This is a genomic window from Flavobacteriales bacterium (assembly GCA_016779995.1).
Taxonomy (GTDB): domain Bacteria; phylum Bacteroidota; class Bacteroidia; order Flavobacteriales; family UBA7312; genus UBA8444.
On sequence record JADHMO010000017.1, the window covers coordinates 1 to 25,134 of the forward strand.

The 25,134-nt window shown below is 36.0% G+C and carries 20 protein-coding genes and 1 tRNA gene; 10 read left to right on the top strand and 11 right to left on the bottom strand.

Translation table 11 applies throughout. From position 1 onward, the window contains the following. On the top strand, positions 1-146 hold a 146-nt coding region (locus ISP71_08095; protein ID MBL6664045.1), incomplete at its 5' end, for a hypothetical protein. A 404-nt stretch (positions 147-550) separates the two neighbouring features. On the opposite strand, the gene ISP71_08100 is transcribed toward ISP71_08095, so the two are convergent. After that, positions 551-1,954, bottom strand: coding sequence for a TonB-dependent receptor (locus ISP71_08100; GenBank protein ID MBL6664046.1), 1,404 nt, complete (start codon positions 1,952-1,954; stop codon positions 551-553). A gap of 84 nt (positions 1,955-2,038) precedes the next feature. Between ISP71_08100 and ISP71_08105 the strand changes: the two genes are divergently transcribed. Then, positions 2,039-2,803, top strand: coding sequence for an MBL fold metallo-hydrolase (locus ISP71_08105; GenBank protein ID MBL6664047.1), 765 nt, complete (start codon positions 2,039-2,041; stop codon positions 2,801-2,803). On the opposite strand, the gene ISP71_08110 is transcribed toward ISP71_08105, so the two are convergent. The 4 genes from ISP71_08110 to ISP71_08125 are packed head-to-tail and all read right to left on the bottom strand — an operon-like array spanning position 2,800 to position 9,030. After that, positions 2,800-4,062, bottom strand: coding sequence for a dihydroorotase (locus tag ISP71_08110; GenBank protein MBL6664048.1), 1,263 nt, complete (start codon positions 4,060-4,062; stop codon positions 2,800-2,802). The genes ISP71_08105 and ISP71_08110 overlap by 4 nt on opposite strands. Next, positions 4,059-6,062 carry a BatA domain-containing protein gene (locus tag ISP71_08115; GenBank protein ID MBL6664049.1) on the bottom strand — a complete coding sequence of 668 codons (2,004 nt, stop codon included), beginning with the start codon at positions 6,060-6,062 and terminating at the stop codon, positions 4,059-4,061. The genes ISP71_08110 and ISP71_08115 overlap by 4 nt, the downstream gene beginning before the upstream one ends. A 41-nt stretch (positions 6,063-6,103) precedes the next feature. After that, positions 6,104-6,757 carry an ABC transporter ATP-binding protein gene (locus tag ISP71_08120; protein ID MBL6664050.1) on the bottom strand — a complete coding sequence of 218 codons (654 nt, stop codon included), beginning with the start codon at positions 6,755-6,757 and terminating at the stop codon, positions 6,104-6,106. Next, on the bottom strand, positions 6,754-9,030 hold the full coding sequence (locus tag ISP71_08125) for a carbohydrate binding family 9 domain-containing protein (protein MBL6664051.1): 2,277 nt from the start codon (positions 9,028-9,030) through the stop codon (positions 6,754-6,756). Before ISP71_08125 ends, ISP71_08120 begins: the two co-directional genes overlap by 4 nt. A gap of 100 nt (positions 9,031-9,130) precedes the next feature. Here ISP71_08125 and sucC point away from each other — a divergent pair, with 100 nt between their 5' ends. Continuing rightward, the gene (gene sucC, locus ISP71_08130; GenBank protein MBL6664052.1) at positions 9,131-10,321 is read left to right on the top strand and encodes an ADP-forming succinate--CoA ligase subunit beta; all 1,191 of its coding nucleotides are present in this window, start codon (positions 9,131-9,133) and stop codon (positions 10,319-10,321) included. A 76-nt stretch (positions 10,322-10,397) separates the two neighbouring features. After that, positions 10,398-11,879 (top strand): acetyl-CoA carboxylase biotin carboxylase subunit, encoded by a 1,482-nt coding sequence (gene accC / locus ISP71_08135; GenBank protein ID MBL6664053.1) that lies wholly within the window; start codon positions 10,398-10,400, stop codon positions 11,877-11,879. 2 nt (positions 11,880-11,881) lie between these two features. On the opposite strand, the gene ISP71_08140 is transcribed toward accC, so the two are convergent. From ISP71_08140 to ISP71_08150, 3 genes are read right to left on the bottom strand one after another with little or no spacing between them, the layout of a single operon-like run. Further along, positions 11,882-13,282, bottom strand: a complete 1,401-nt coding sequence (locus ISP71_08140) for a sugar transferase (protein ID MBL6664054.1) — start codon at positions 13,280-13,282, stop codon at positions 11,882-11,884. After that, entirely contained in the window at positions 13,272-14,105 is an 834-nt protein-coding gene (locus tag ISP71_08145) for a hypothetical protein (GenBank protein MBL6664055.1), read from the bottom strand. Before ISP71_08145 ends, ISP71_08140 begins: the two co-directional genes overlap by 11 nt. A gap of 32 nt (positions 14,106-14,137) precedes the next feature. Further along, positions 14,138-15,136, bottom strand: coding sequence for a Gfo/Idh/MocA family oxidoreductase (locus tag ISP71_08150; GenBank protein ID MBL6664056.1), 999 nt, complete (start codon positions 15,134-15,136; stop codon positions 14,138-14,140). 70 nt (positions 15,137-15,206) lie between these two features. On the opposite strand from ISP71_08150, the gene ISP71_08155 reads away from it, so the two are divergent. Next, complete coding sequence (locus ISP71_08155; protein ID MBL6664057.1) at positions 15,207-15,851, top strand: protein-L-isoaspartate(D-aspartate) O-methyltransferase; 645 nt, start codon at positions 15,207-15,209, stop codon at positions 15,849-15,851. Between the two features lie 37 nt (positions 15,852-15,888). Further along, complete coding sequence (locus ISP71_08160; GenBank protein ID MBL6664058.1) at positions 15,889-16,779, top strand: 3-hydroxybutyryl-CoA dehydrogenase; 891 nt, start codon at positions 15,889-15,891, stop codon at positions 16,777-16,779. Between the two features lie 2 nt (positions 16,780-16,781). Here the strand turns inward: ISP71_08160 and ISP71_08165 are convergent, their stop codons facing one another. Genes ISP71_08165 through ISP71_08175 form a run of 3 tightly spaced genes read right to left on the bottom strand, consistent with a single transcriptional unit; the run spans position 16,782 to position 18,705 of the window. Next, the gene (locus ISP71_08165) at positions 16,782-17,357 is read right to left on the bottom strand and encodes a DUF4294 domain-containing protein (protein ID MBL6664059.1); all 576 of its coding nucleotides are present in this window, start codon (positions 17,355-17,357) and stop codon (positions 16,782-16,784) included. Between the two features lie 57 nt (positions 17,358-17,414). Further along, positions 17,415-17,930: a 16S rRNA processing protein RimM gene (gene rimM / locus ISP71_08170; protein ID MBL6664060.1), complete on the bottom strand. Its 516-nt coding sequence runs from the start codon at positions 17,928-17,930 to the stop codon at positions 17,415-17,417. Positions 17,931-17,937: 7 nt separating this feature from the next. Further along, complete coding sequence (locus ISP71_08175) at positions 17,938-18,705, bottom strand: 30S ribosomal protein S16 (GenBank protein ID MBL6664061.1); 768 nt, start codon at positions 18,703-18,705, stop codon at positions 17,938-17,940. A 169-nt stretch (positions 18,706-18,874) separates the two neighbouring features. On the opposite strand from ISP71_08175, the gene dnaE reads away from it, so the two are divergent. The 4 genes from dnaE (at position 18,875) to ISP71_08195 (ending at position 24,732) form a co-directional block, all read left to right on the top strand. Further along, complete coding sequence (gene dnaE / locus ISP71_08180; GenBank protein ID MBL6664062.1) at positions 18,875-23,230, top strand: DNA polymerase III subunit alpha; 4,356 nt, start codon at positions 18,875-18,877, stop codon at positions 23,228-23,230. Positions 23,231-23,283: 53 nt separating this feature from the next. Next, positions 23,284-23,601 carry a thioredoxin gene (gene trxA, locus ISP71_08185; protein ID MBL6664063.1) on the top strand — a complete coding sequence of 106 codons (318 nt, stop codon included), beginning with the start codon at positions 23,284-23,286 and terminating at the stop codon, positions 23,599-23,601. 48 nt (positions 23,602-23,649) lie between these two features. Next, a complete protein-coding gene (locus ISP71_08190; protein MBL6664064.1) occupies positions 23,650-24,570 on the top strand; it encodes a DUF58 domain-containing protein in 921 nt (306 codons plus the stop codon). Between the two features lie 85 nt (positions 24,571-24,655). Next, positions 24,656-24,732: transfer RNA gene (locus ISP71_08195), tRNA-Asp, on the top strand. The last annotated feature ends 402 nt before the right edge of the window (positions 24,733-25,134 follow it).

The window sequence follows — 25,134 nt, forward strand, 5'->3', positions numbered from 1 at the left end:
AAACCATAGAAGATTTGCACTTAGCTTGTCCTCAACATAAAGGAGATTGGTATTTTACAGGAAACTATCCTACACCAGGAGGGAATAGGGTGGTAAACAAATCTTTTATCAATTATGTGGAGGGACGAAACGAAAGAGCCTATTAGTTGAATAAAACCTTTATCCTATTAAAGACTGCTCATTTTTGAGCAGTCTTTTTTTTTGTTTAAACAAAAGTGTTTAACTTGCAATAAAACTTATGTTATTCTCAAGTTAATTTAGTGTCAAATTCTTCATTCGAGGAAGGAAATTCAAATTATCCATCAGGTCCACAACCCCACTGTCCTTAGTCTGAGGGGTTTGGTATAGGGTAGTGGCGACTAAGGATTTTTAAAAATGAGCTATGAAAAAAAACAATAAAAATAGAGAAGGTGTTATGAAGTCCTTAGTCTCATACGCACCAGCCAAGCTACAGACTAAGGACAGTGGGGGGTATTATCTGTTTCAACTGCCTGTGGAGTAGGATATATTTGAGTGCTATAAGTAAAAAAGCGACCGAAGTCGCTTTTTTTTATTTCATACCGAATAATTTTTTCTTAACAATGATGTCACTCACTCCATCGGGTACACCATCTTGCCATCCGTCTTTTTTCTTTCTTATTTTCTCCAGTATATCTCTAGAGAAAATTTGTAAAACTTTGGGTTTGAAGTTCAAATCTTTTATTCTACCATTGGTTAGCAAATAGTCATAAAGGGGACGCAATCTTCTATGAATGGGTATGTTTTTGCTATTGAGCAAGGTGTCGTTAGCATCGGCTTGGTAGGGGTAGAGGTATATTTTTAAATCTCGTGTAAAGAGAATACCAAAGGCTTCTAAAATACCACCATTGAGGTTGCGGTAATATTTATCGTCAAAAATCTCCAATAAATTGTTTACTCCTATGATTAGCCCCATACGTGCTTTGGTATAATTGGAAAAATACTCAATCAGCTTGTAGTACTGTCTATAATTGGAAATGAGTACGGAATGCCCTAGAGAACAGAGAATATCGGCTCTGTCTAGGAAATCTTTTTCGTCAATATCGCCTTCCATCTTAAGGTTACTTAGGGTAATTTCAAATAACAATTGCACATTGTCTTTGTCCACCTTATTTTCTTTGATAAAAGAATTGTAACCGTTTTCCATCATATCGAGGTTGACCTTAGTTACGGGTCTGAAACTTCCTCGAATAGTCAAAATGTTTTTCTTGTAAAGGACATCGGACGGTTGTTGGTTTTTGCCATCAGGACCGAAGATAACGGCATCGGTCATATTTTCCTTAACTAAGATTAAGCTGAGTAGGCGATTGTCCACTCCTTTAAATTCAGGGCCTTCCATATGTATCATATCCATTTCTACATTATCTCTACTAAGATTGTCGTAAATGGATTGTATGAGTTTCTTAGGCTCGTTGTAGTAGTTAAAACATCCGTAAATGAGGTTAGTACCCATAACGCCAATAGTTTCTTGTTGTAGCTTGGCATCGTTGTCGTTGAGTCTAACGTGAAAAATAACTTCGTTGTAGCTTTTGTTGGGGTCAGTCTGAAAGCGACAACCCATCCAGCCGTGACCTTTTACTGTTTTGGAGTAATTGATGGTGGCTAGGGTATTGGCAAAGGTGAAGTATTTTTTATCAGGGTGTTCTTTGCGTTTTAAACGGCTCTCAATGAGTCCGTATTCTTGATTAAGTATCTTCTTTAGTCGAGAACGAGAAACGTAACGTCCATCAATTTCTTTGCCGTAGATAGCATCGCTAAAATCTTTATCGTAAGCAGACATAGTTTTGGCTATGGTTCCTGAAGCACCACCAGCTCTGAAAAAATGCCTTACAACTTCTTGTCCAGCACCAATCTCAGCAAAAGTTCCGTAAAGGGTACTGTCTAAGTTAATTTGCAGGGCTTTTTGGGTAGGAGATAAAACTACGGCTTTTTTCATACTTATATTCTTTTAGCAAATGTAAAAACAGAATGTTAAATAACAACTATAATAGTGTTATTTTTAGACAAAATTTTCGAATTAATGAAAATCACTTTTTTAGGTACAGGAACTTCTCAAGGCGTACCCGTCATTGGCTGTCAGTGTGAGGTATGTATATCGGTACATAGCGAGGATAAACGTCTCAGAACGTCTGTCATGATAGAAAGTGATAATACTACGGTAGTCATTGATACAGGTCCTGATTTTAGACAACAGATGTTGAGAGAAAATGTCCAAAAATTAGATGCTGTCTTGTTTACTCACGAGCATAAAGACCATATAGCGGGTATGGACGATGTGAGGGCTTTTAATTTCAAGTTCAAAAGGGATATGCCCATTTATGCCACAGATCGGGTGCAAGAGGCTCTAAAACGAGAATTTCATTATGTCTTTTCGACCTATCAATACCCCGGTATTCCCAAAGTGCAATTGCATACCATAGATGCTGAATCTAACTTTAGCATTGGCGATATTCCTTTTCAAAGCATTGAGTTGATGCACCACAAAATGAAGGTCTTGGGTTTTCGTATAAATGATTTAGTTTACATTACCGATGTGAATTATATTGATAATAAACAATTACAAAAGATAATAGGTTGTAAAACACTTATAGTTAGTGCTTTAAGAAAAGAAAAACACATCTCTCATTTTACTTTAGACGAAGCCGTAGAGCTGTCTCAAAAAGTGGGGGCAGAGTCGGTTTTTTTGACGCACATTAGCCACCTTATGGGCGACCACCACAGCGTTAATAGGGACTTACCACAACATATACGATTGGCATACGACGGTTTGAGTATAGACTTTTAAAAGGTACTTAGTGATCCTTTAACCGTTCCCCATACTTTCGTTTTGAAAGTTCGGTTGAGGAAAGGCGTATTTTTGGATTTAGATACGATGCTTTCTTTAGTAAAGGTCCATTCGTCGCTAGTACTAAAACAACATAGGTTGGCTTCTGCACCTTCTTCTATAGTCGGGCAGTCAATACCTAGAAGTTTTCTAGGATTGTGGCTCAGGGCATCAATGATGGTATGAAGTCCTAATTCCTTTTGCAATTCTAGGGCTAAAGGTAAAACCGTTTGTGCTCCTATGATACCAAAATTGGCGTGGTCGAAAGTCAGTACTTTATGTTCTATATCTTCAGGGCAATGGTCAGAACAAATAGCGTCAATAGTACCATCTTTTAAACCTTCTATCAAGGCTTGAATATCTTCAGAGGTTCTTAGAGGTGGAAATACCTTGTAATTGCTATCGAAAGTGGCGCAATCTTGGTCTTTTAAAATTAGATTATGTATGGCTACATCGGCACTTATATTCAGACCTTTTTTCTTGGCTGCTCGTATAAGTTCTACGCTTTTTTTAGTAGAAATTCTACTGGCGTGAAATTTACCTTGGGTATATTCTAGCAATTCGATGTCTCTAGCTAACATCACTTCTTCGGCAAGTGCTGGTATTCCTTTCAAACCTAGTTTTGTACTGGCTATGCCTTCGTTCATTTTACCTTCAGAGCTGATGGTTTTATCGTTAGGCTGATTCATGACTAGTCCGTCAAAGTTTTTGGTGTAGAGTAGGGCTAACTTCATCACATCTGCCTTCTGGATACTGTTTCTATCGTCAGTAAAGGCTTTTGCTCCCGATTGGCTCATTTCATACAGCTCAGTGAGTTGTTGCCCTTGATGGTTTACTGTAACATTTCCTGCTGGTAAGACTTCTACCACACTTCCTTTAGTGGCATTTCGGATATAATCGACTTGTACTTTGCTATTGGTACTCGGATTGTTACTAGGCATATAGAGTACTGAGGTAAAGCCTCCTTTTGCTGAGGCTTGTATTCCAGTATTCAAATCTTCTTTCCAGTCGTAACCAGGATCTCTGTAATTGACGTGCAAATCCATCAAACCGGGCGATAAATGCAGTCCCTTTCCGTGTATGATTTTACATTTTTTGGGTGGTTCAATGTTTTTACCAATGGATTCAATGACACCTTTATTGACCAAGACATCTACGGTTGTGTTGTTGTACTTGGATTGTGAATCTATCACTTTAACGGATTGAAATAATATGCTCATAATAATCGTATTAAAAGGGTTTCTATCAATAAAAAGAATAAGGTAAGTAGGATACAACTTAGCCATAAGGGAATACCTGTATTTAAATTTTGAAGGTAATTGCTCAAATTGTCCAATTTACTTTCTAGGAAAAAGACATTGGCTTGTTGTTCACTAAGACTTCTTAAACTTTCCTCATCTGCTAAGGTCAAATCACTTTCTGTTCGGTTGTAGTTAAAGCTGAGAAAAGCCTTAGTTTCTTGCTTGTTATCCTTGAGTTCGTAATGATTAGCCTCAGTTATCTGATTGGCTAACCACAAGCCACTTGGGCTAACTTCGGGTATTATCTCACTCTTGTCGTTAAACAAACGCATAGGGCTTTCGAAAGTCCTTGTTGAAATAGGAATATTCTCTTGTCCTATGGTATAGAATAAATTTTGTTTGCCACCAGCATAGGAAGCGATGTTGTAGAGTATGGGTACAAACAAAGCGTGTTGACTAAAATTACCAAAGCTATCATCTAGACCAACCGAAGAAAGGTAAACCTTGCCTTTGGCTAATTGGTATTCGTTTAAAAAGCCATTGTTATCTTCTAGTTTAAGAATGGGTACGCCTACACTTCTTGACTGCTGACCGATAGTATAATATTGCTTGACTTTCGGAAAGTTCAAACGTTCATCAACCGTTTCAAAAACACCATCAAATAGGGGGTGTTTATCTTCTAAAGATTGTATTTTTATTTCTTGCTCGTTCAACTTTTCATAGTGGTCAATATTTAACAATTGACTAAAGGTCTTGAAAGTTGCAGTATTTAAGTCAGCATTAGGGAACACGAGTACTGACGAGCCTTTTTCTATGGCATTTTTAAGACTTTGCTGAAAGCCCGAGGATAAGTCTTTTATACCATCTAAAATGATAAGCTGAGATTGGTTTAATCCCTTGTAATCGATTTGCTTAATGTTTTGTTTGTTGTAATTGAAATAGTTGTCCTTAGCAAAGAGTTTTTCTAGTGAGCCTTGAGATGTACTCTCATAAATGTGCTGAACATTCAGTTGGGGTTTTACCTCAAAACTAAAATAGAAGTCATCATCAAAACTAATGGGATAATCTTGTAAACTCAATTTTCCCTTGTGCCAACCTACCGTATTGACTGTAAAGTTAAGTTCAATAACGTCTTCATTAGCGACTTCTTTAGTAGCTATGGCTTTTTGTTGCCCATCGACTTCTAAGCCTATATTGACTTCTCTTTTTTCTTCAGAGTTATTATTTTTTACCCTAGCAAAAAGGCTAATGTTTTGTTCTAGTTGTGGGTTAGGAGTGTTAAGCCAACAGCTATCGACATACAAATTGGCGTTGGTGTAAGGTTTTACTGCAACTAATCTAACAGAATAGAGGGAATCTTGACTATTAATATCTAAATCCGAAATGGCGTTTTGAAAATCAGAAATGATATAAATATCTTTTTTATCCGATGAGCTCTTTTCAAGGATATTTTTTTGGCGTTTGTAAATTTGATTGAGGGTGTGGGTACGTGCCGAACTTTCAATGGCATTTAAGGCCTTAGAAAATTGCTCTTTGTTGAGTGCCCTTTGTTGAATGCCTCTAAAATCGTTGTTTAACAAGTAAAATTCATCGCTACTAGCATAAGCATCAACAATGGCTTGAGCGTGTTGCTTGGCGTTTAAAAGTAGTCTGCCTTGTTCATTTTCAGCGTCCATACTGAAGGAATTATCAATATAAATACTGACTGCATATTTCTTAGCTTGTTGGCTAGATTCATCGGCAGGAATATAAGGTTGGGCAAAGGCTAAAACTAATGCCGTAATGGCTAATATCCTAGAGAGTAATATGAGTAAGTGCTTGAGCTGAGATTGAGATTTAGTTTTCTCTTTAACAGACTTTAAAAACTGCACATTAGAAAAGTAAACCGTACGGAACTTTCTGAAATTGAATAAATGAATAATGATAGGGATTGCTACAAGAGCGAGGGCGTACAAAAATTGAGGGTACAGGAACTTCATTAAAAAGCAAAGGTAATATAAAAAGTATAACTGGTAAAATATTATTTTATAATCATACCATCGACCATAGTTAGTTTACGGTCTGCCATATCTGCAAAAGCAGTGTTGTGAGTAACAATAATACAAGATTGTCCCATTTCTTTGTTGAGATTCAAAAGCAACTGATGGAGTTCATCGGCATTTTTAGAATCCAAATTTCCAGAAGGTTCATCGGCTAGAAGTACTGAAGGATTGTTGATTAACGCTCGAGCTACTGCTACACGTTGTTGTTCGCCACCAGAAAGGGCATTGGGTTTGTGGTGGGCTCTGTCTTGTAGGTTAAGAATAGTCAATAACTCTTGTGCGTGTTTTTCGGCATCTTTACGATTTGTTCCCTTAATGAAGGCTGGTAAACAGATGTTTTCTAAAGCTGTAAATTCGGATAACAAATTGTGAAATTGAAAGATAAATCCTATAGATTCGTTTCTAAACTGAGATAGTTGCTTGTCGTCAAGTTGAGTTAAATCCGTACCGTTGATTGACAATTGCCCAGCGTCTGCTTTGTCAAGTGTGCCAATAATTTGTAAAAGGGTAGTTTTACCAGCTCCCGACGCACCTACTATAGATACGGTTTCGCCAGAATCTACACTTAGATTTAGTCCTTTAAGTACCTCTAAGTCGCCATAACTCTTGTATATATCTTTGACTGCTATCACTTCTTTTGCAAATATTTATAATCTAAAAAGTATCGAAGTCTCAAAGATAAACTATTCTCTTGAGGGTTGTTCAATAAGGCTTCTAAATTATCTTTGTAATAGCTTTCTATTCGACTACCAGATGTTAAAATGGAGTTCTTCCAAACGATACTAATCTCACTAGCAGGGGCAAACCAATAGTTGAAATTTAAATCGATGTTCCAAGCGTTAAAATTGACGTTGTTTTCGCCAACATAATCGCTGTCTTGCAAATAACCATAACGGTCTAAAGTGTGGAAGGAATAGTTTCTCACTTGTTCCCAATGGTGTCTGAATTTAAAATCAAAACTCATCTTTGTATTTAGTACGTACTCGGCTTTTAGCACATTGGTAAAGAATTGCTTTTTACGCGTTGAGAAAATAGAATTGCCATTATCTGAAGTGATGTAGCCCGTTTCGTTGTCTGTCATACTGGTCGAAAAGACGTAGTACATGAATAGTTTCTCACTAAAACGCACTCTTGGCGACATACGGAAAAACAAGGTATGCTCGTCATACAAAGGGGCTTGACCACCACCAAAACTTATGTCAAGGGCTAGTTTTTTTCGATAGTCACTAGAGAAAAACATACGTGCAATGTAGTTTTTAGAACGCTTAAAGACATCGTCAATGGTGGTTCTGGATTCAAAATAGTCGTTTCCTTCAGTCAATTCTCCATTTGATGAAACACCCCAAGTCAAAAAGTTTCTGAAAGTGGATACCTGACGCACTTCATAGCTCAATTCACTAAATAAACGTGGTTTATACAATTGTTCATAGCTTATATATGCATTGCATTTAAAATCGACCAATCGTTGTGTAGATTCTGTAATGCGGTAACTAATGTCTGCCGAGGTGTTAAACTCGTTGTTGTTGTACAAAAAGCCCATATCATTGGGGTTGTAAGTATCGCTCTCTATGTTGTTGGCTAGTCCGAATTGTAACTTACCAGCTACCTTACTGACATTCATATAGGAGGCAAAGCCTTGTTCTGTATCTTCTGAACCTTTGACATGGCTATATCTATAATTACCAAAAAATTGATAGGTATTGCTCTTGTTTCTAAAAACTGACAGCAATCCAGTAACATTAGCTTTATCGCCACCTTTACGTTGTACATTAGTATTGGTAAATGTCAGGTAGGAGTTGTTGGCAAAAGACTGGTCAAGAACAACAATATTGTAATTACTCAAGGGGTCGTTTTCTGTTTCGTTGGTTAGGGCATTTAGAATACCTACACCTAAGTTGTTTTTAGTTCTTCCTGTTACTTTGGTGGCATTTAATAAATTATTACTGATACGTCTAGAATAAAAAAGATAGCCTTTGTCAAACAACTCTGTACCTTCAGTAAAAAACGGTCTTTTCTCATCGTATTGCACTTCAAAAGGAGAGAGGTTTAGTACTTGATTGTCAAAGCCTACTTGTCCAAAATCAGGTATCAAAGTCATATCTAAAGTAAAACTTTCGTTGATGCCATACTTAACGTCCATACCCCCATTAAGGCTATACTCTGTTTCTCCGTCAAAGTTTGTGGCATAAGAAGATATGTAGGGCAAAAATGACAATCGCAAAGGGGGTTCTATATTTTTGAACCCTTTAACTGTTCCCGCTTGAGAACTGATATTCTCATTGGTAATATCTATAGGATTCCACGCATAAGATGCTCGGTATCTTCTGATATGTCTAACGATATTGACACTCCAATCTTGTACTTCACTTTTTGGAAAACGCAAAGCAGAATAGGGGATTTCAAACTCAGCATACCAACCTTTGTCATCTCGGTGAGTAGCACTTTTCCAAACCATGTCCCAATTGGAATCTTCTCTGTTAGTCGTGAATTTTACATCTTCTTGAACACCTAAAGGCGATAGCTTAAAACCAAAATCGGTTTGTCCATCTTGATAAGGGTTTATTCGAATTAAAATGTGGTCGTTGTTACTTCCTTCAATTCTATCTCGTTTGCACAATTGACTCATAATACTATCGGCTCTGGGGTCATACATAGATACCGCAAAATAGATGGATTGATTGTCGTAAGTGGCTTTCCATTCTGTTTTAAAACCTTTGGGCATAGTTGCACCACTAATAGGATAATAACTTATAAATTCTCCAGCTAAATTATGCATAGCCCATTCTTTAGCTGTTATTTTACCATCAGTTGTAGGTTTTGTTTCAGCTCTTTTAATTTGATATGCTTTGGTCTGTGCCTGAATAATTAGGGGAAAACTAAAAAGTAATAGAAAAAGGTGCTTCATTAAGTGTTGATAATTAGGGGACAAATTTACCAAATAATGCCGTTCTGTTGTTTCATTATTCCAAACATTAATTTACTTTTGCTCAACTAAAATTTTCATTATGAATTTACACGAGTATCAAGGAAAAGAAATCTTAAATAGTTTTGGAGTTCGTATACAAAGAGGTATTGTAGCCTCTACTCCTGACGAAGCTGTTGCGGCAGCCAAACAATTGAATGAAGAAACAGGAACATCGTGGTGGGTTGTCAAAGCCCAAGTTCACGCTGGTGGTCGTGGTAAAGGTGGTGGTGTAAAACTCGCTAAATCTTTAGATGACGTTAAAAACATTGCTAATGATATTTTAGGTATGCACTTGGTTACTCCTCAGACTTCTGCCGAAGGTAAATTAGTACACCAAGTACTGATTGCCGAAGATGTATATTATCCCGGTGAAAGTGAAACTTCTGAATACTATATGTCAGTATTGCTAAATCGTTCTACTGGTAGAAATATGATCATGTATTCTACAGAAGGTGGGATGGACATTGAAGAAGTTGCTGACAAGACTCCACACTTGATATTTACTGAAGAAATAGACCCTAAAGTTGGTTTGCAAGGCTTTCAGTGTAGAAAAATTGCTTTTAACTTAGGCTTAAGTGGTACAGCTTTTAAAGAGATGACTAAGTTTGTTTCGGCATTGTATGCGGCATACGATGGTATTGATGCTGCCTTATTCGAGATTAACCCAGTTTTAAAAACTTCAGATGATAAAATTTTAGCAGTAGATTCTAAAGTTGCTCTCGATGGCAATGCTTTATTCAGACATAAAGATTATGCAGCCTTAAGAGATAAAAGAGAAGAAGACCCAACAGAAGTAGAAGCTGGAGAATATGGCTTAAACTTCGTTAAATTAGATGGTAACGTGGGCTGTATGGTAAACGGTGCTGGTTTGGCTATGGCAACTATGGATATCATCAAACAAGCGGGTGGTAATCCTGCTAACTTCCTAGATGTTGGTGGTACAGCCGATGCCGCCCGTGTAGAACAAGCCTTTAGAATCATTATGAAAGATGAGGGTGTGAAAGCTATCTTAGTAAATATCTTTGGAGGTATTGTGCGTTGCGATAGAGTAGCACAAGGTGTTGTTGACGCTTATAAAAATATAGGAGAAATAAATATCCCAATCATCGTAAGACTACAAGGTACTAATGCTGTAGAAGCTAAAAAGCTAATTGATGAAAGTGGACTAAAAGTTATTTCTGCCATTCTATTACAAGAGGCTGCCGATAAGGTCAAAGAAGTCTTGGCATAGAACATTAATAAAATTATAAAAGCAGCTGTTTGGCTGCTTTTTTTTTATCCTATATTTACACTAGATTTTGAGAAAAATGAAAAAAATATTAATCGCAAACAGAGGAGAAATAGCTTTACGTGTGATGCGTTCTGCTAAGGAAATGGGTATTAAAACGGTTGCTATATATTCTGAAGCCGATCGTTTATCGCCACACGTTAGCTATGCCGATGAGGCCGTATGTGTAGGTGCACCACCATCATCTGAGTCCTATCTTAATGTTGAAAAAATCATTGAGACATGCAAAAATCTAGAGGTTGATGCAATTCATCCTGGATATGGTTTTTTATCTGAAAATGCTGATTTTGCTAGACGATTAGTTAAGGAAAACATTATTCTCATAGGTCCTTCAGCAGAGGCTATGGAGATGATGGGCGATAAGCTCAAAGCCAAAGCTACTGTAAAAGCTTTTGATGTGCCTATGGTGCCCGGCACTGATGAAAAGATTGCAGATTTAGAAGAAGCTAAATCTATTGCACAAAATATAGGATATCCTATACTTATTAAAGCTGCTGCAGGTGGCGGTGGTAAGGGAATGCGAGTTGTAGAACAAGCCAAAGATTTTGAAGAACAGATGAAATTGGCTGTAAGCGAAGCCCTATCTTCTTTTGGTGATGGCTCGGTCTTTATAGAACGATATGTGGGTTCGCCAAGACATATAGAAATACAAGTATTAGCCGATACACACGGTAATGTTGTACACCTTTTTGAAAGAGAATGCTCAATTCAGCGTCGCCATCAGAAAGTTATTGAAGAAGCCCCGTCGGCAGTACTTACCCCAGAAATTCGTGAAGCCATGGGACAATGTGCTGTTAATGTGGCTAAATCTTGCGACTATGTTGGTGCTGGAACAGTAGAGTTTTTACTCGATGAAAATAAAGAGTTCTATTTTCTAGAAATGAATACTAGACTACAAGTTGAACACCCCGTTACAGAAATGATTACTGGTGTGGATTTGGTCAAAGAACAAATTAAAATTGCTCAAGGTCATTCACTGTCTTTTACTCAAGACGATTTGTCCATTCAAGGACATGCCCTAGAAGTAAGAGTATATGCAGAAGACCCTATGAATAATTTTGCGCCTGATATCGGTACACTAAAGCGTTACGTCCTACCTGATAGTGTAGGTGTTAGATTAGACAATGGTTTTGAGGAAGGTATGGAAATCCCCATTTTTTATGACTCTATGCTATCCAAACTAATAACTTATGGTAAAGATAGGGAAGAAGCTATCTCTAGAATGAAAAGAGCTATTATGGATTATACTGTTGCTGGAGTCAAGACTACTTTACCTTTTGCTTTATTTGTGATGGATCATCCTAATTTCGTTAATGGTGATTTTGACACCCATTTTGTAAAAACTCATTTCACAGACCCTTCTGTTTTAGATCAGAGTTGTGAAGAAGAAGCTGAAATAGCAGCACTATTAGCTAGACATTTGCAAACACAAAGCCCTTCGCTGAGTTCGGGTGGTGTGCAAACTGAACACATAAGTAATTGGAAGAAAAATAGAAGGTAATACTACTTACCTCTACCTTGCATTATGATAAGTACGGTGTGAATCATTATTTTAAGGTCAATAAGTAGGGACATATTTTCGATATAAAGAATGTCGTACTTTAATCTTTCGAGCATTTCATCTATATTTTCAGCATAGCCAAATTTTACCATACCCCAAGATGTAATTCCTGGTTTTACTCTATAAATATGTTTGTAGTGTGGTGCTTTTTTAATGAGCTGATTGGCGAAAAAGTCACGTTCTGGTCGAGGGCCTACAAAACTCATATGACCAAACAAGACATTAAAAAATTGTGGAGTTTCATCTAGACGAATTCTTCTCATCACACGTCCCCAAGGGGTAATTCTTGAATCTGTTTTACTAGAGAGTTTGGGGCCTTCTTTTTCAGCATCTTCATACATTGATCTGAACTTATAGATATTGAATTTCTTGCCGTATTGTCCTATTCGTTCTTGTTTGTAGATAATAGCTCCAGCTGAACTTAATTTAACAGCTATAGCAGTTAATATCATAAATGGTGATAATAGTATAATTGCTAATAGTGAAAATAGGTAATCTAAAAACCGTTTGACTACAAACTCCCATTGTGGTAACAGTTTTTGCTTTATTTCAATGAGAGGCGTACCAAGTATAGAATTCATTTTTACACTACCAGAAAGTATATCGTACATATCAGGAATGATTTTAACATATACATTGATAGTTTCTAATTCATTGAGAATACGCTCAATTTTGTGGTGTTCGGATGACTCGATAGCTATGATAACATCTTCAATAGCTTTGTCCTTAATTATTTGTTTGGCTTGTTCGAAACTTCCTAAATGAGGAATGTATTGGTCTAGCAAGTGACTTTTTTTACTATCTACATTTAGAAAGCCCAATAGTATATGACCACTTGATTTTTGTTCGCTTTCTAACTCTTTGAATAAAAGTTCTGCCTTTTCATTACTTCCAATTATTAGGGTATTAAAGCCAATAACTTTGTTATGAATTCTTATAGCAGTTCTAGTAGTTAAAAGAAGTCTGAAAAAAGATGTAATGACAAAGTGAAAACAAAATAATGCAATGAATGAGGTATAATATTGTTTGTAGTTGATGATGAAATCGTCTAGAAGTACAGCAAAGAAAATAACGGTTACTCCAATTAATGTAGCCATAAAAATCTGACTAATTTCTTTAAGTCTAGATTTACGATAAATAGCGTTGTATTGCCCGAGTAAAGAATAAAATGTTAGCCAACAAAGACTAATGATGGACATATTTAAAATATACTCTGGTTTTAGTACAAAAAGAGATTCATCTAAATACACTACTCTGTAATACATGAACAACAACCAAGCTAAAGATGCACTAATAATGTCTATACCAATGTATTTAAGCGTATGTAGAAGGTTATTCTTCATAGAGGAGTCTAATATTATCTAAATACATTTCGTTTTGTGCTACGGTTGTATCTCTAGGGATAGCGAAAAATAATTTATAATCATTAGCATCATTATAATTGTAAATAATTTCAGTTAGCGAGATATAAATCTTATTCCATTCTTCCTTTTCATTAAGATAAATAATGGTGTTTTTATCAATTTGTGAACTTCCGTTAGCATATATTCCAACTATTATTGGTGCATTGCATTTATAATCCATTTCAAGATAGACTACTTTATCTTTTGGCAGGTCAAAATCAGGTGTATTACACTCAAAAAGTTCACCAAATTCGCCAGAGATTACGCTTTTGGCATAATAGTTGCCATAATTGTTATTGGAGCTATCGTAAATCTTTTCAATGGTATGACTGCTAGAATCAGAAACGATACTAAGGCTTGTTCCTACACCTTCAAAATTTTCGTTGTAGGGAAAGCTATTCAGTGAATAACTCACTGTTGGACTAAAAGAAGTATTTTGATTTTCAAGGAGTTCTGAGTTAATTTCAAACGAGGTGAAGAAAGGATAGTTTTCACGACTAGAAGAAATGCCATTTTTCTTAATACCTGCTTCGATGATTATTTCTTGTTCACCAGTCTTTAAGACAGGAAAATTGGCGGGTAAAGGAAAAACACCCTGAAATTCATTATCTATATATACCCACGCATCTGTGATTTTAGAGCTATGATTTCCATTAACTTCTATGGATTCTATGGTAATTATTGAAGGAATATCTTCTTCGGTATTGATTACTTCGCAACTGAATAAAAATAATAATGTTGTTAAGAAAAGAATGAATCTCATATGCATAGTTTAACGCAATAAATCAAAAAGTATTACACCACATTCAATTGATGGTTTAATTTCATTTTTTCAAGAATGACTACTGCCAATTCTAAGGCTCTTAATCCATCTGTAATGGATACTTCAGGTTCAATATCTTGATTGATAGCATTAGCAAAGCTGATGAATTCATCTTTGATGGCATTATTTTCTTCTATCTTAGGGTTTTCAAAATAGATTTGCTTTTTTCTTTTTCCTTTGCCTAGGTCTAGGACTACTGCTAAAGGGTCAATTTCTTCAGATGGTTTGATGTTTTTAAGTCGGATAACCTCTGTTTTCTTTTCAAGGTAATCGATAGATATGTAGGCGTCTTTTTGAAAAACACGGCTTTTACGCATGTTTTTAAGAGACATTCTACTTGCAGTAAGATTACATACGCAGCCGTTGTTAAATTCTATTCTAGCATTGGCAATGTCTGGAGTATCACTTACGACAGAAACTCCAGAGGCTTGTACGCTTTTTACAGAAGAATTAACCAATTTCAAAACGATATCCAAATCGTGAATCATCAGGTCTAGCACTACAGGTACATCGGTACCTCTAGGATTAAATTCTGCTAATCTGTGAGATTCTATGAATAAGGGCTGATTGACATAGTTTTGAGCTGATTTGAAAGCCGAATTAAAACGTTCAACATGCCCAACTTGTACTTTTACACCTGCCTCTCTAGAAAGTTTCATCAGAGTTTCTGCTTCTAGAACGGTTTGAGTAATGGGCTTTTCAATAAAGACGTGCTTGTTCGAACGAATAGCTAAACTAGCGCAGTCGTAGTGAGAAATAGTTGGCGAGACAATATCAATAACATCAGCTTCTTCAATGAGGAGTTCTACAGATTTATAAGATTTTACTCTAAAAGAACGGTTTACAATTTTAGCATTTTCTCTATCGGTGTCATAAAATCCGATGACTTCAAAAGTATCTTTCAACTCTAAAAGTAATTTCAAATGTATTTTTCCTAAGTGACCAGCACCGATAACTCCTATTTTCAACATGGAAGTAATATAATTTATGCTAAAATAGAAATTTAATACAGACTTAATAGTATTTTTGAATCCTATTGATATGAATGATAATTTTAGACATCAAGGCTTACGTCTCAAGCTAGTTGAAGTGCTGCGAGAAAAAGGAATTAAAGATGAAAAGGTATTGATGGCAATTTCCAAAATCCCTAGACACTTGTTTATTGATAAAGCCTTTCTAGAATTTGCTTACCAAGATAAGGCCTTTCCTATTGGTGCAGGTCAGACTATTTCTCATCCATATACGGTAGCATATCAAACCGAATTATTGGATGTAAAAGCTCGTGAGAAAGTACTTGAAGTGGGTACGGGTTCTGGTTACCAAACTGCTGTTTTGTTAGAGCTCAAAGCTCAAGTGTTTAGTATAGAAAGGCAAAAAGAATTGTACCGTAAGACTAAGGATTTTTTACCAAAGCTAGGCTATCAAACCATGTTCTTTTATGGAGATGGTTATAAAGGACTTGAAAAGTTTGCCCCTTTTGATAAAATAATAGTTACTGCAGGTGCTCCCTTCATTCCAGAAGATTTATTAAATCAATTGAAAGTTGGAGGTAGAATGGTTATACCAGTAGGTGGTGCTGATACTCAGAAAATGATATTAATCACCAAAACCTCTGAAAACGACATAGAACAAAAGGTTTTGGGTGATTTTTCATTTGTGCCTTTATTGCGTAAAAAGAGCCAATAGTATTTATTACTTTTGCTCAAAATAAAATCAAGATATTATGAAACATATTGGTGTTATTGGTGCTGGAACAATGGGTAATGGTATTGCTCATGTATTTGCTCAAAGTGGATATAGCGTTCGCTTGATAGATTTGTCAGAGAAAGCCTTAGAAAAAGCATTGGCTACTATTTCTAAAAATCTAGACAGAATGGTGGCTAAGGAGAAAATTTCAGAAGCCGACAAAACAAATACTCTAAACAACATAGAAACCTTTACCGATATGTCTTCTGCTGTAAAAGGTTTGGATTTGGTGGTGGAAGCCGCTACCGAAAATATGGATATTAAGCTTAAAATATTCTCTCAATTGGATGAGTTGTGTGATGAGCAGACCATTTTAGGTTCAAACACATCTTCTATTTCTATTACTAAAATTGCATCTGCTACCCAACGTGCTGACAAGGTTATCGGTATGCACTTTATGAATCCTGTGCCAGTAATGAAGTTGGTGGAGGTAATTCGTGGTTATGCTACATCTGATGAAGTGACAAATACCATAATGGAAGTTTCCAAATCCTTAAATAAAGTCCCTGTTGAAGTAAACGATTATCCGGGTTTTGTTGCCAATCGTATTTTGATGCCTATGATTAATGAAGCTATTATTACGCTACACGAGGGCGTGGCTGGGGTAGAGGAAATTGATACCGTAATGATGTTAGGTATGGCACACCCTATGGGGCCATTGCATTTAGCTGATTTCATTGGTTTAGACGTTTGCTTGTCTATTTTAGAAGTGATGCACGATGGCTTTGGTAATCCAAAATATGCCCCTTGTCCATTATTAGTCAATATGGTAACGGCGGGTAAATTAGGGGTCAAGTCTGGTGAAGGCTTTTACGATTATTCTGAAGGACCTAGAAACAAAAAGCTATCGGCTCAGTTTTCGAGATAAAATCACTCGATTATCCCTTTTTTCTTTGCATCTACAATGATGTATTCTATCCATTTATCTTCTTCTACACTTTGGGGTTGGTAGGGTGTTTTAAGGTTGTTGTCGTACAGTTTTGCCATTCCTTGCCAAAAGAAGGCATGGAAACCGCCTTTTAAATCCTTGACTATTTGATAGGTGCTGATGTTGGTTTCTCTATAAATCAGCTTAGAGAGTATGCGTCCTTCCCAACGGGATAATTTTTTTAATTCTGGTGCTAAATCTTCTTTGACCCATTGTTCTGTGGCTTTGATATAGGCTTTGCGTTTTCTTCTTTTGGGGATAAGTTCTAATTGAGTTTGTATGCTGTCCAATTGTTCTGCGGCTAGTTTAGCATAAGGATAGACTTTGAGGGTTTTGTATTGAAGCCGTCTAAAATACCTTTCGTCTTCACGGTTTTTAAAATGTAAAATTTCAATTTCTTCAATATCAGCTAATATGAGGGTGTCTTTATCTTTGTAATACATTTCCTTTATCAGAAAAGTATCTTTTTGGCAAAGAGCTACTAAAGGAAAACAAAGAATAAATACTAACACTTTCATCTTACAAAGATATAGTTATGAAACTATAGATGAAGTTAAATTATTGTTGGTTAAATTCTAAAGGTAAAGGTCAATTAAACCATCAGGCGTATGCAGATGAATTTCTTTCTTTTTATGATCGATGGAATCTATATAGTTTTCTACAAATGGAATAAGTAGTTCTGTGCCCTTGAAATCGATGACCATTAAATCTTGAAGGTTATTTTCTTGGACGGCAATAAGTTGACCAAGTTCACCGTGATTTTTATCAATAACTTTAAAATCTATTAATGCTTGTAGGGGTCTTTCATCTTCTTCCAGCAAATCTAGCGGTAAATAGGTCGATTTTCCGATTAGTGAATTGGCACTATCCTCATCCTTTACATCTTCAAATTTGACTAAAGCGATGTTGTTGTTTTTAAAGCGTAGGGAGCTTATAAAAAAAGGAACCAAATTACCATTCAAATCAATGAATAAGTAATCCAGTTCCTTATATTTTTCAGAGGCATTGACATCAAGTTTAATATTGACGTCTCCCTTATAACCGTGTTTTTTACTGATTATTCCAAGAAAGAAACATTCTTCCTTTTTCATAATCAATTTACTCAGCGGATTTTTCTTCTTTATCTTCAGCAACAGGAGCTTCTTCAGCAGCAGGAGCTTCTTCAGCAACAGGTGCTTCTTCAGCAGCAGGTGCTTCTTCAGCAACAGGTGCTTCTTCAGTAGCAGGAGCTTCTTCAGCAGCAGGTGCTACTTCAGCAGCAGGAGCTTCTTCAGCAACAGGAGCTTCTTCAGCAGCAGGAGCTTCTTCAGCAACAGGAGCTTCTTCAGCAACAGGAGCTTCTTCAGCAACAGGAGCTTCTTCAGTAGCAGGAGCTTCTTCAGATACTGCAGCAGCTTCAGCAGCTAGGGCAGCATTAGCGTTTGCTAATTCTTGCGCTCTTGCATCACTAATTTCTTTCTCAGCGGTAATTCTAGCTTTTTTAGCTTCAGCTTCGGCTTTAGATAGATTTTCTTTCTTAGCACTGATTTTGTCTTCTTTTTCAGCTAACCAAGCTTCAAATCGCTTATCAGCTTCTTCTTCAGAAAACGCTCCTTTAGCAACACCACCTAAAAGGTGTTTTTTCATCATAACTCCTTTGTACTTTAATAAAGCTAAAGCAGTATTTGTAGGTTGTGCACCTTTCATTACCCAATTCAAAGCACTATCAAAGTTTAATTCAATAGTTGCAGGATTGGTGTTAGGATTGTACTGACCTAAATTCTCAATGAATTTACCGTCTCTTTTGGCACGACTATCAGCAACAACAATTTTAAAAATAGGCTTTGCTTTACGACCGTGTCTTTGTAATCTAATTTTTGTAGGCATAATGTTTCAGTTTAACTAACTCTGTAGTATCTGGTTAATAATTAGGGGCGCAAATATGCAATTATTTCTTCTAATTAGAAAGAAAAACTAAATTTTAATACTTATTAACAATGCTTATTTCTTTTGCCTTAATTTTTACTTTTACATAGATTAAAATAAAAGAAGATACGTGTACCTAATTTTTGATACAGAAACCACTGGTTTGCCTAGAAGCTGGAAAGCACCATTAACGGACACCGATAATTGGCCAAGATGTGTGCAAATTGCATGGCAATTGCATGACCACATGGGTGAAATCATTGAGCATAAAGATTTTTTAATTCGTCCTGATGGCTTTGATGTTCCTTATGAAGTAGAGAAAATACACGGCATTTCTACTGAATTAGCTACTCAAGAAGGGCATGAATTGTCTGAGGTTTTAGATGCTTTTAGTCAAGCTGTTTCTAAGTCCAAATTCATTGTTGGGCAAAATGTAGGTTTTGATGTCAATGTATGGGGTTGTGAGTTTCATCGTGCTGGAAAAGATATCGATTGGACGTCTATGCCAGTTTTGGATACCTGTACAGAAAAAACAGCACTACTTTGTGAAATTCCTGGTGGTAGAGGTGGTAAATTTAAGTTACCAAACTTGACTGAGCTTTATTCACATTTATTCAATAAGACTTTTGCTGAGGCTCATAATGCTACTGCCGATGTTGAGGCTACTACACGATGTTTTCTTGAATTATTAAGGTTGGGACACTATTCTGTTGACGAACTACAACAAACTGAAGATTACATCTCAGAATTTCAAAATACCAATACGGATACTATACAAACCTTAGGATTAAAGCATTTAAACCTTAAAGAAGAAAGTAAAAAATATAAGAAAGAAACCACTACATACCTTAGCTCTGCTAATGAGGTAGATTTAAGTGACGAGCCTTTTGCACATTTACACAACCATTCTCAGTTTTCCGTTCTTCAATCAACTACTAAAATTAATGAATTGGTAGATAAAGCTGTAGAAATGGGAATGCCTGCAGTAGCTTTGACGGATTCATCTAATTTATATGGAGCTTTCCATTTTGTAGATGCTATACATAAGCACCCTATAAATAAAGCAGTCATAGAGCACAATAAACAAGTCAAAAATGGCGACTTAGATGCAGAATTGAAGCATCTTCCTCTTAAAGGAATTGTAGGCTGTGAGTTGAACATTTGTAAAGACCATCAAAATCATAGTGTCAAGGACAATGGTAGAGGAGTCGTCTTTTTAGCCAAAAACAAAGAAGGCTATCACAATTTGGCTAAAATGAGTTCCATCGCCTATGTAGATGGGTTCTATTATGTTCCTAGAATTGACAAAACCGTTGTTAGTCAATACAAAACAGGATTAATTGCTCTTAGTGGTGGTGTTAAAGGGGAGTTGTCGGACTTAATTTTAAACGTTGGAGAAAAACAAGCCGAAGAATCTTTAATGTGGTGGAAAGAACAATTTGCTGACGACTTTTATATCGAGTTAGTACGCCATGGTTTAGAAGAAGAAAAACGGCTTAATGATACTTTATTGAAACTTGCTCAAAAACACCAAGTTAAGATAGTTGCCGCTAACAATTCACACTATCTTAATGAGGAAGATGCCAACGCCCATGATATTTTATTGTGTGTAAAAGATGCCGAGTTGCAATCCACTCCAATTGGTAGAGGTAGAGGTTTTAGATACGGCTTTGCCAACAGTCAATATTTTTTCAAATCCTCTGAGGAGATGAAATCTCTATTTAAAGATGTTCCTGAGAGCATACTAAATATCAAAGAAATCATTGATAAGGTCGAGTCTTACGAATTGAAACGAGAGGTACTCTTACCAGCCTTTGATATACCCAATGAGTTCATTGATGTAGAAGATAAAAAAGACGGTGGTAAAAGAGGAGAGAATGCCTATTTACGTCATTTGACTTTTGAGGGTGCGAAAAAGCGTTATGCTGAAATAACAGAAGAAATAAAAGAACGCTTGGATTTTGAATTAGAAACCATTGCCAAAACAGGATATCCGGGTTATTTTTTAATAGTCCAAGATTTTACTTCTCAAGCTAGAAAGATGGGAGTTTCTGTAGGACCGGGTAGAGGTTCGGCAGCAGGTTCGGCAGTAGCCTATTGCGTTGGAATTACCAATGTAGATCCCATAAAGTATGACCTACTTTTTGAGCGTTTTTTAAATCCTGATAGGGTATCACTTCCAGATATTGATATTGACTTTGACGATGAAGGCAGAGGAAAAATAATTGATTGGGTAGTAAATAAATATGGACAAAACCAAGTCGCTCAAATTATTACTTATGGTACTATGGCGGCCAAATCATCTCTAAGGGATACTGCTAGAGTGTTGGATTTACCTTTGTCAGAAGCCGATGCCCTGACTAAAAAGATGCCAGATATCAAGTTGAATAAATTGTTCAGTTTTGAAGACAAAGAATTAAAAGATAAGCTAAACTCTGAGCAGTTTAAAATGGCTCAAGATTTCAAAGACTTAGCTGAAGGAGATAGCCTACAATCTAGAACTATTCAACAAGCCACCATATTAGAAGGTTCTTTAAGAAATATTGGTGTACATGCCTGTGGAGTCATTATCACGCCAGACGACATCACAAAATTTGTTCCTGTTGGCAAAGCTAAAGGAGCCGATTTATTAGTGACTCAATTTGACAACAGTGTTGTAGAATCGGCAGGTATGTTGAAGATGGATTTTCTTGGACTTAAGAATTTAACCATCATTAAGGATTGCTGTAAAATCATCAAACACATTCACGATGTGGATATTGACCCTGATGAAATACCACTCGATGATGAGTTGACCTATCAGCTATTTCAAAGGGGAGAAACCAATGGTATTTTTCAGTTTGAATCACCAGGAATGCAGAAAAACCTCAAGCTATTAAAACCAGATAAATTCGATGATTTAATAGCTATGAATGCCCTTTACAGACCTGGCCCAATGGAATACATTCCCAATTTCATAGCTCGTAAGCACGGTAAAGAAGACATTGTATATGATTTACCTGAAATGTCGGGTATCTTGGCTGATACTTATGGAATTACAGTCTATCAAGAGCAAGTGATGTTATTGTCTCAGGAGTTAGCGGGTTTTTCTAAGGGAGACGCCGATGTTTTGCGTAAAGCTATGGGTAAAAAGATTTTCGCCTTACTACAAAAATTAAAACCCAAGTTTTTAGATGGCTGTAAAGAAAGAGGTCACGATACAGACATAGCAGAAAAAATTTGGGGCGATTGGGAGGCTTTTGCCGCCTATGCATTCAATAAGTCGCATTCTACTTGTTACGCTTTGATAGCCTTTCAGACGGCCTATTTGAAAGCACATTATCCTGCTGAATATATGGCAGCCTACCTAACTCATAATATGAACGACATTAAGAAGGTTACCTTCTACATGGAGGAGTGTAAACGTATGGGAGTGAAGGTGTTAGGACCAGATGTGAATGAAAGTTTTTACAAGTTTGCCGTAAACAAAAATGGCGAAATTCGTTTTGGTCTTGGTGCGATAAAAGGTGTTGGCGAGGGTGCTGTAGAAACCATTGTTAACGAACGTCAAGAAAACGGTAATTACCAGTCTATTTTTGATTTAGCCAAGCGTATAGACCTAAGAGCAGCTAACAAACGAGCTTTTGAAAGTTTAGTATATGCAGGTGGTTTTGATAGCTTTGGACATAAGCGTTCTACCTATTTTTATGATGAAGGTAACGGAAGTATTTTTTTAGAGAAAATATTAAGATATGGTCATAAATATCAAGAAAATTTAGATTCAGCACAGGTGTCCTTATTTGGCGAATCTTCGCAGGAAAACCTTTTAGAGCCTAGTATTCCTATGGTAGAACCTTGGAACACTTTAGAGTTACTTAACAAGGAAAAAGAAGTGGTAGGTTTTTATATTTCAGGTCACCCCCTAGATGATTATAAGCTAGAAATGGAAAACTTCTGCAATTTCAATATTTCTGAGTTAAAAGATTTGTCTAGCATTAGAGGAAAAGATATTCACATTGCTGGAATGGTATCCAACATAGAACATCGCTTTACTAAAGGAGGTAAACCATTTGGAACGCTTACCCTAGAAGATTATCATGACAACATTACTTTCTTCTTGTTTGGTAGCGATTACCCAGACTATAAAGCCTACATGACGGAAGGTTGGTTTTTGCACGCACAATGCCGAGTTCAAGAAAGAAAATGGGGAGATGGAGAACTAGAGATGAAGTTAGTAGGAGTAGAGCTGCTATCAGAAATCAAAGAAAAGACTTTACGCTCAGTCAATGTTTCAATAGCTATCGATGATTTGAATATGGAAGTGATAGAATCTATTGTATCATTATCAGAGCAGTTTCCAGGAAAACATAACCTAAAGTTTGTAGTAACAGATTATGACGAAGGCTATCAAGTTCCTTTACGTTCAAGAAAGTTTAAAATTAACTTAGATGAAGCCTTTATATTGCAGTTAAAACAAATTCCTTTCTTGGAAATAAAAATCAATTAAATGTGTAATTTTGTATCACACATTTTTCAATAAACTAAAATTATAAAAATACAATGGCATTAGAAATTACAGACGCAAATTTTAAAGAAACAGTACTAGACTCAGACAAACCTGTATTAGTAGACTTTTGGGCTACTTGGTGTGGTCCTTGCCGTATGGTAGGTCCTATCGTTGATGAGTTAGCAAACGATTATGATGGAAAAGCAGTAGTTGGAAAGGTAAATGTTGATGACAATTCAGCAGTACCTTCTGAATACGGTATTCGTAACATTCCTGCTTTATTAATTTTTAAAAATGGTGAGATTGTTGATAAAGTAATCGGTGCAGTACCTAAAAGTGTATTGGCTGAAAAATTAGACGCTCAGCTGTAATTCAAAGGTCTATTCATTTAAAAAGGGCGTTTTGCCCTTTTTTTATTTATGATAGAAAGAAAACACATAGAAAAATTTGAAAATCTTGAACTCCTTGCCAATCAAGTGGTTGAAGGTTTTATAACAGGGCTTCATAAGAGTCCATTTCATGGTTTTTCTGTGGAGTTTGCCGAGCATAGATTGTACAACTCTGGGGAGAGCACTCGGCATATTGATTGGAAACTATTTGCTAGAACAGATAAGTATTTTGTTAAGCGTTTTGAAGAAGAAACCAACCTTAGATGCAGAATTATCATTGACCAATCTTCGTCCATGTATTTTCCTAATAAGGATAATCCAAGTATGGAGAATCCCAATAAGCTGTATTTTTCTGTCTTATGTGCTGCTGCACTCATGAATCTATTGAAAAGACAAAGAGATGCCGTAGGCTTGAGTTTATTTTCTGATAAAGTAAACTTACATACCATCGAAAAGACCAGTGCTAAGCACCATCAGTACCTCTTGCATGAATTGGATAAGGTGCTCAAACAATCTCCACTAATGAAAACTTCTCGACTTGTTGATGGACTACATCAAATAGCTGAAAATATTCATCAACGCTCTTTAGTGATTCTGTTCAGCGATATGTTTGATAATTCTGAGAAAAGTGAGGAATTATTTTCAGCTTTACAGCATTTGAAATTTAATAAGCACGAAGTGGTGCTTTTTCACGTCATGGACAAATCCAAAGAATTGGAATTTGATTATGAAAATAGACCCTACAAGTTCGTGGATATGGAAACGGGAGAGGAATTAAAATTATCACCCAATGAAATCAAGAAAAATTTTCAGCAAAAATCCCAAGAATTTTTAAATGCCCTAAAGTTGAAATGCATACAATACAAAATTGACTTTGTAGAATCGGACATCAATGTAGGTTTCGATCCTATTTTATTATCCTACCTTAGAAAACGAGCTAAGTTGCATTGATTTTTTTTAAATAATCTTTGTTACTAATTCAAAAAACAATTTATATTTGCAACCGCTTCGTAAGAAGCTGTTCTTTTATAGAAACGGTTTGGTAGTTCAGTTGGTTAGAATACATGCCTGTCACGCATGGGGTCGCGGGTTCGAGTCCCGTCCAGACCGCCACAAATAGTCCCTCATTCTCTAGTAGATTGGGGGATTTTTCTTTAAGTGGGGTTAGAATTGGGGTTAAAAATTATTTTTTTTCATTTTTTTAATACTCCAAATAAATATGACGTCTTTTTTATTTAAAAATTTCTTAAAATACTTTATATAAATATCATAAATATTTATAAATCAATATTTTATAGAAATAATGACTGTTAAAAAAATGAACTTTTTGTGAAAAACATTTAATTTAATTTAATGTTTTTTGATTTAATTTTAAAACAAATTGAATCTAAAGAAATTAGTATGAATATAGATGTATTAACAGAGAAAGAAGCAGCTCAATTATATAAGGTTTCAATAAGGACATTATCAAACCTTAGAAAAGATAATAAGATACCTTATAAAACAGTATGGTTT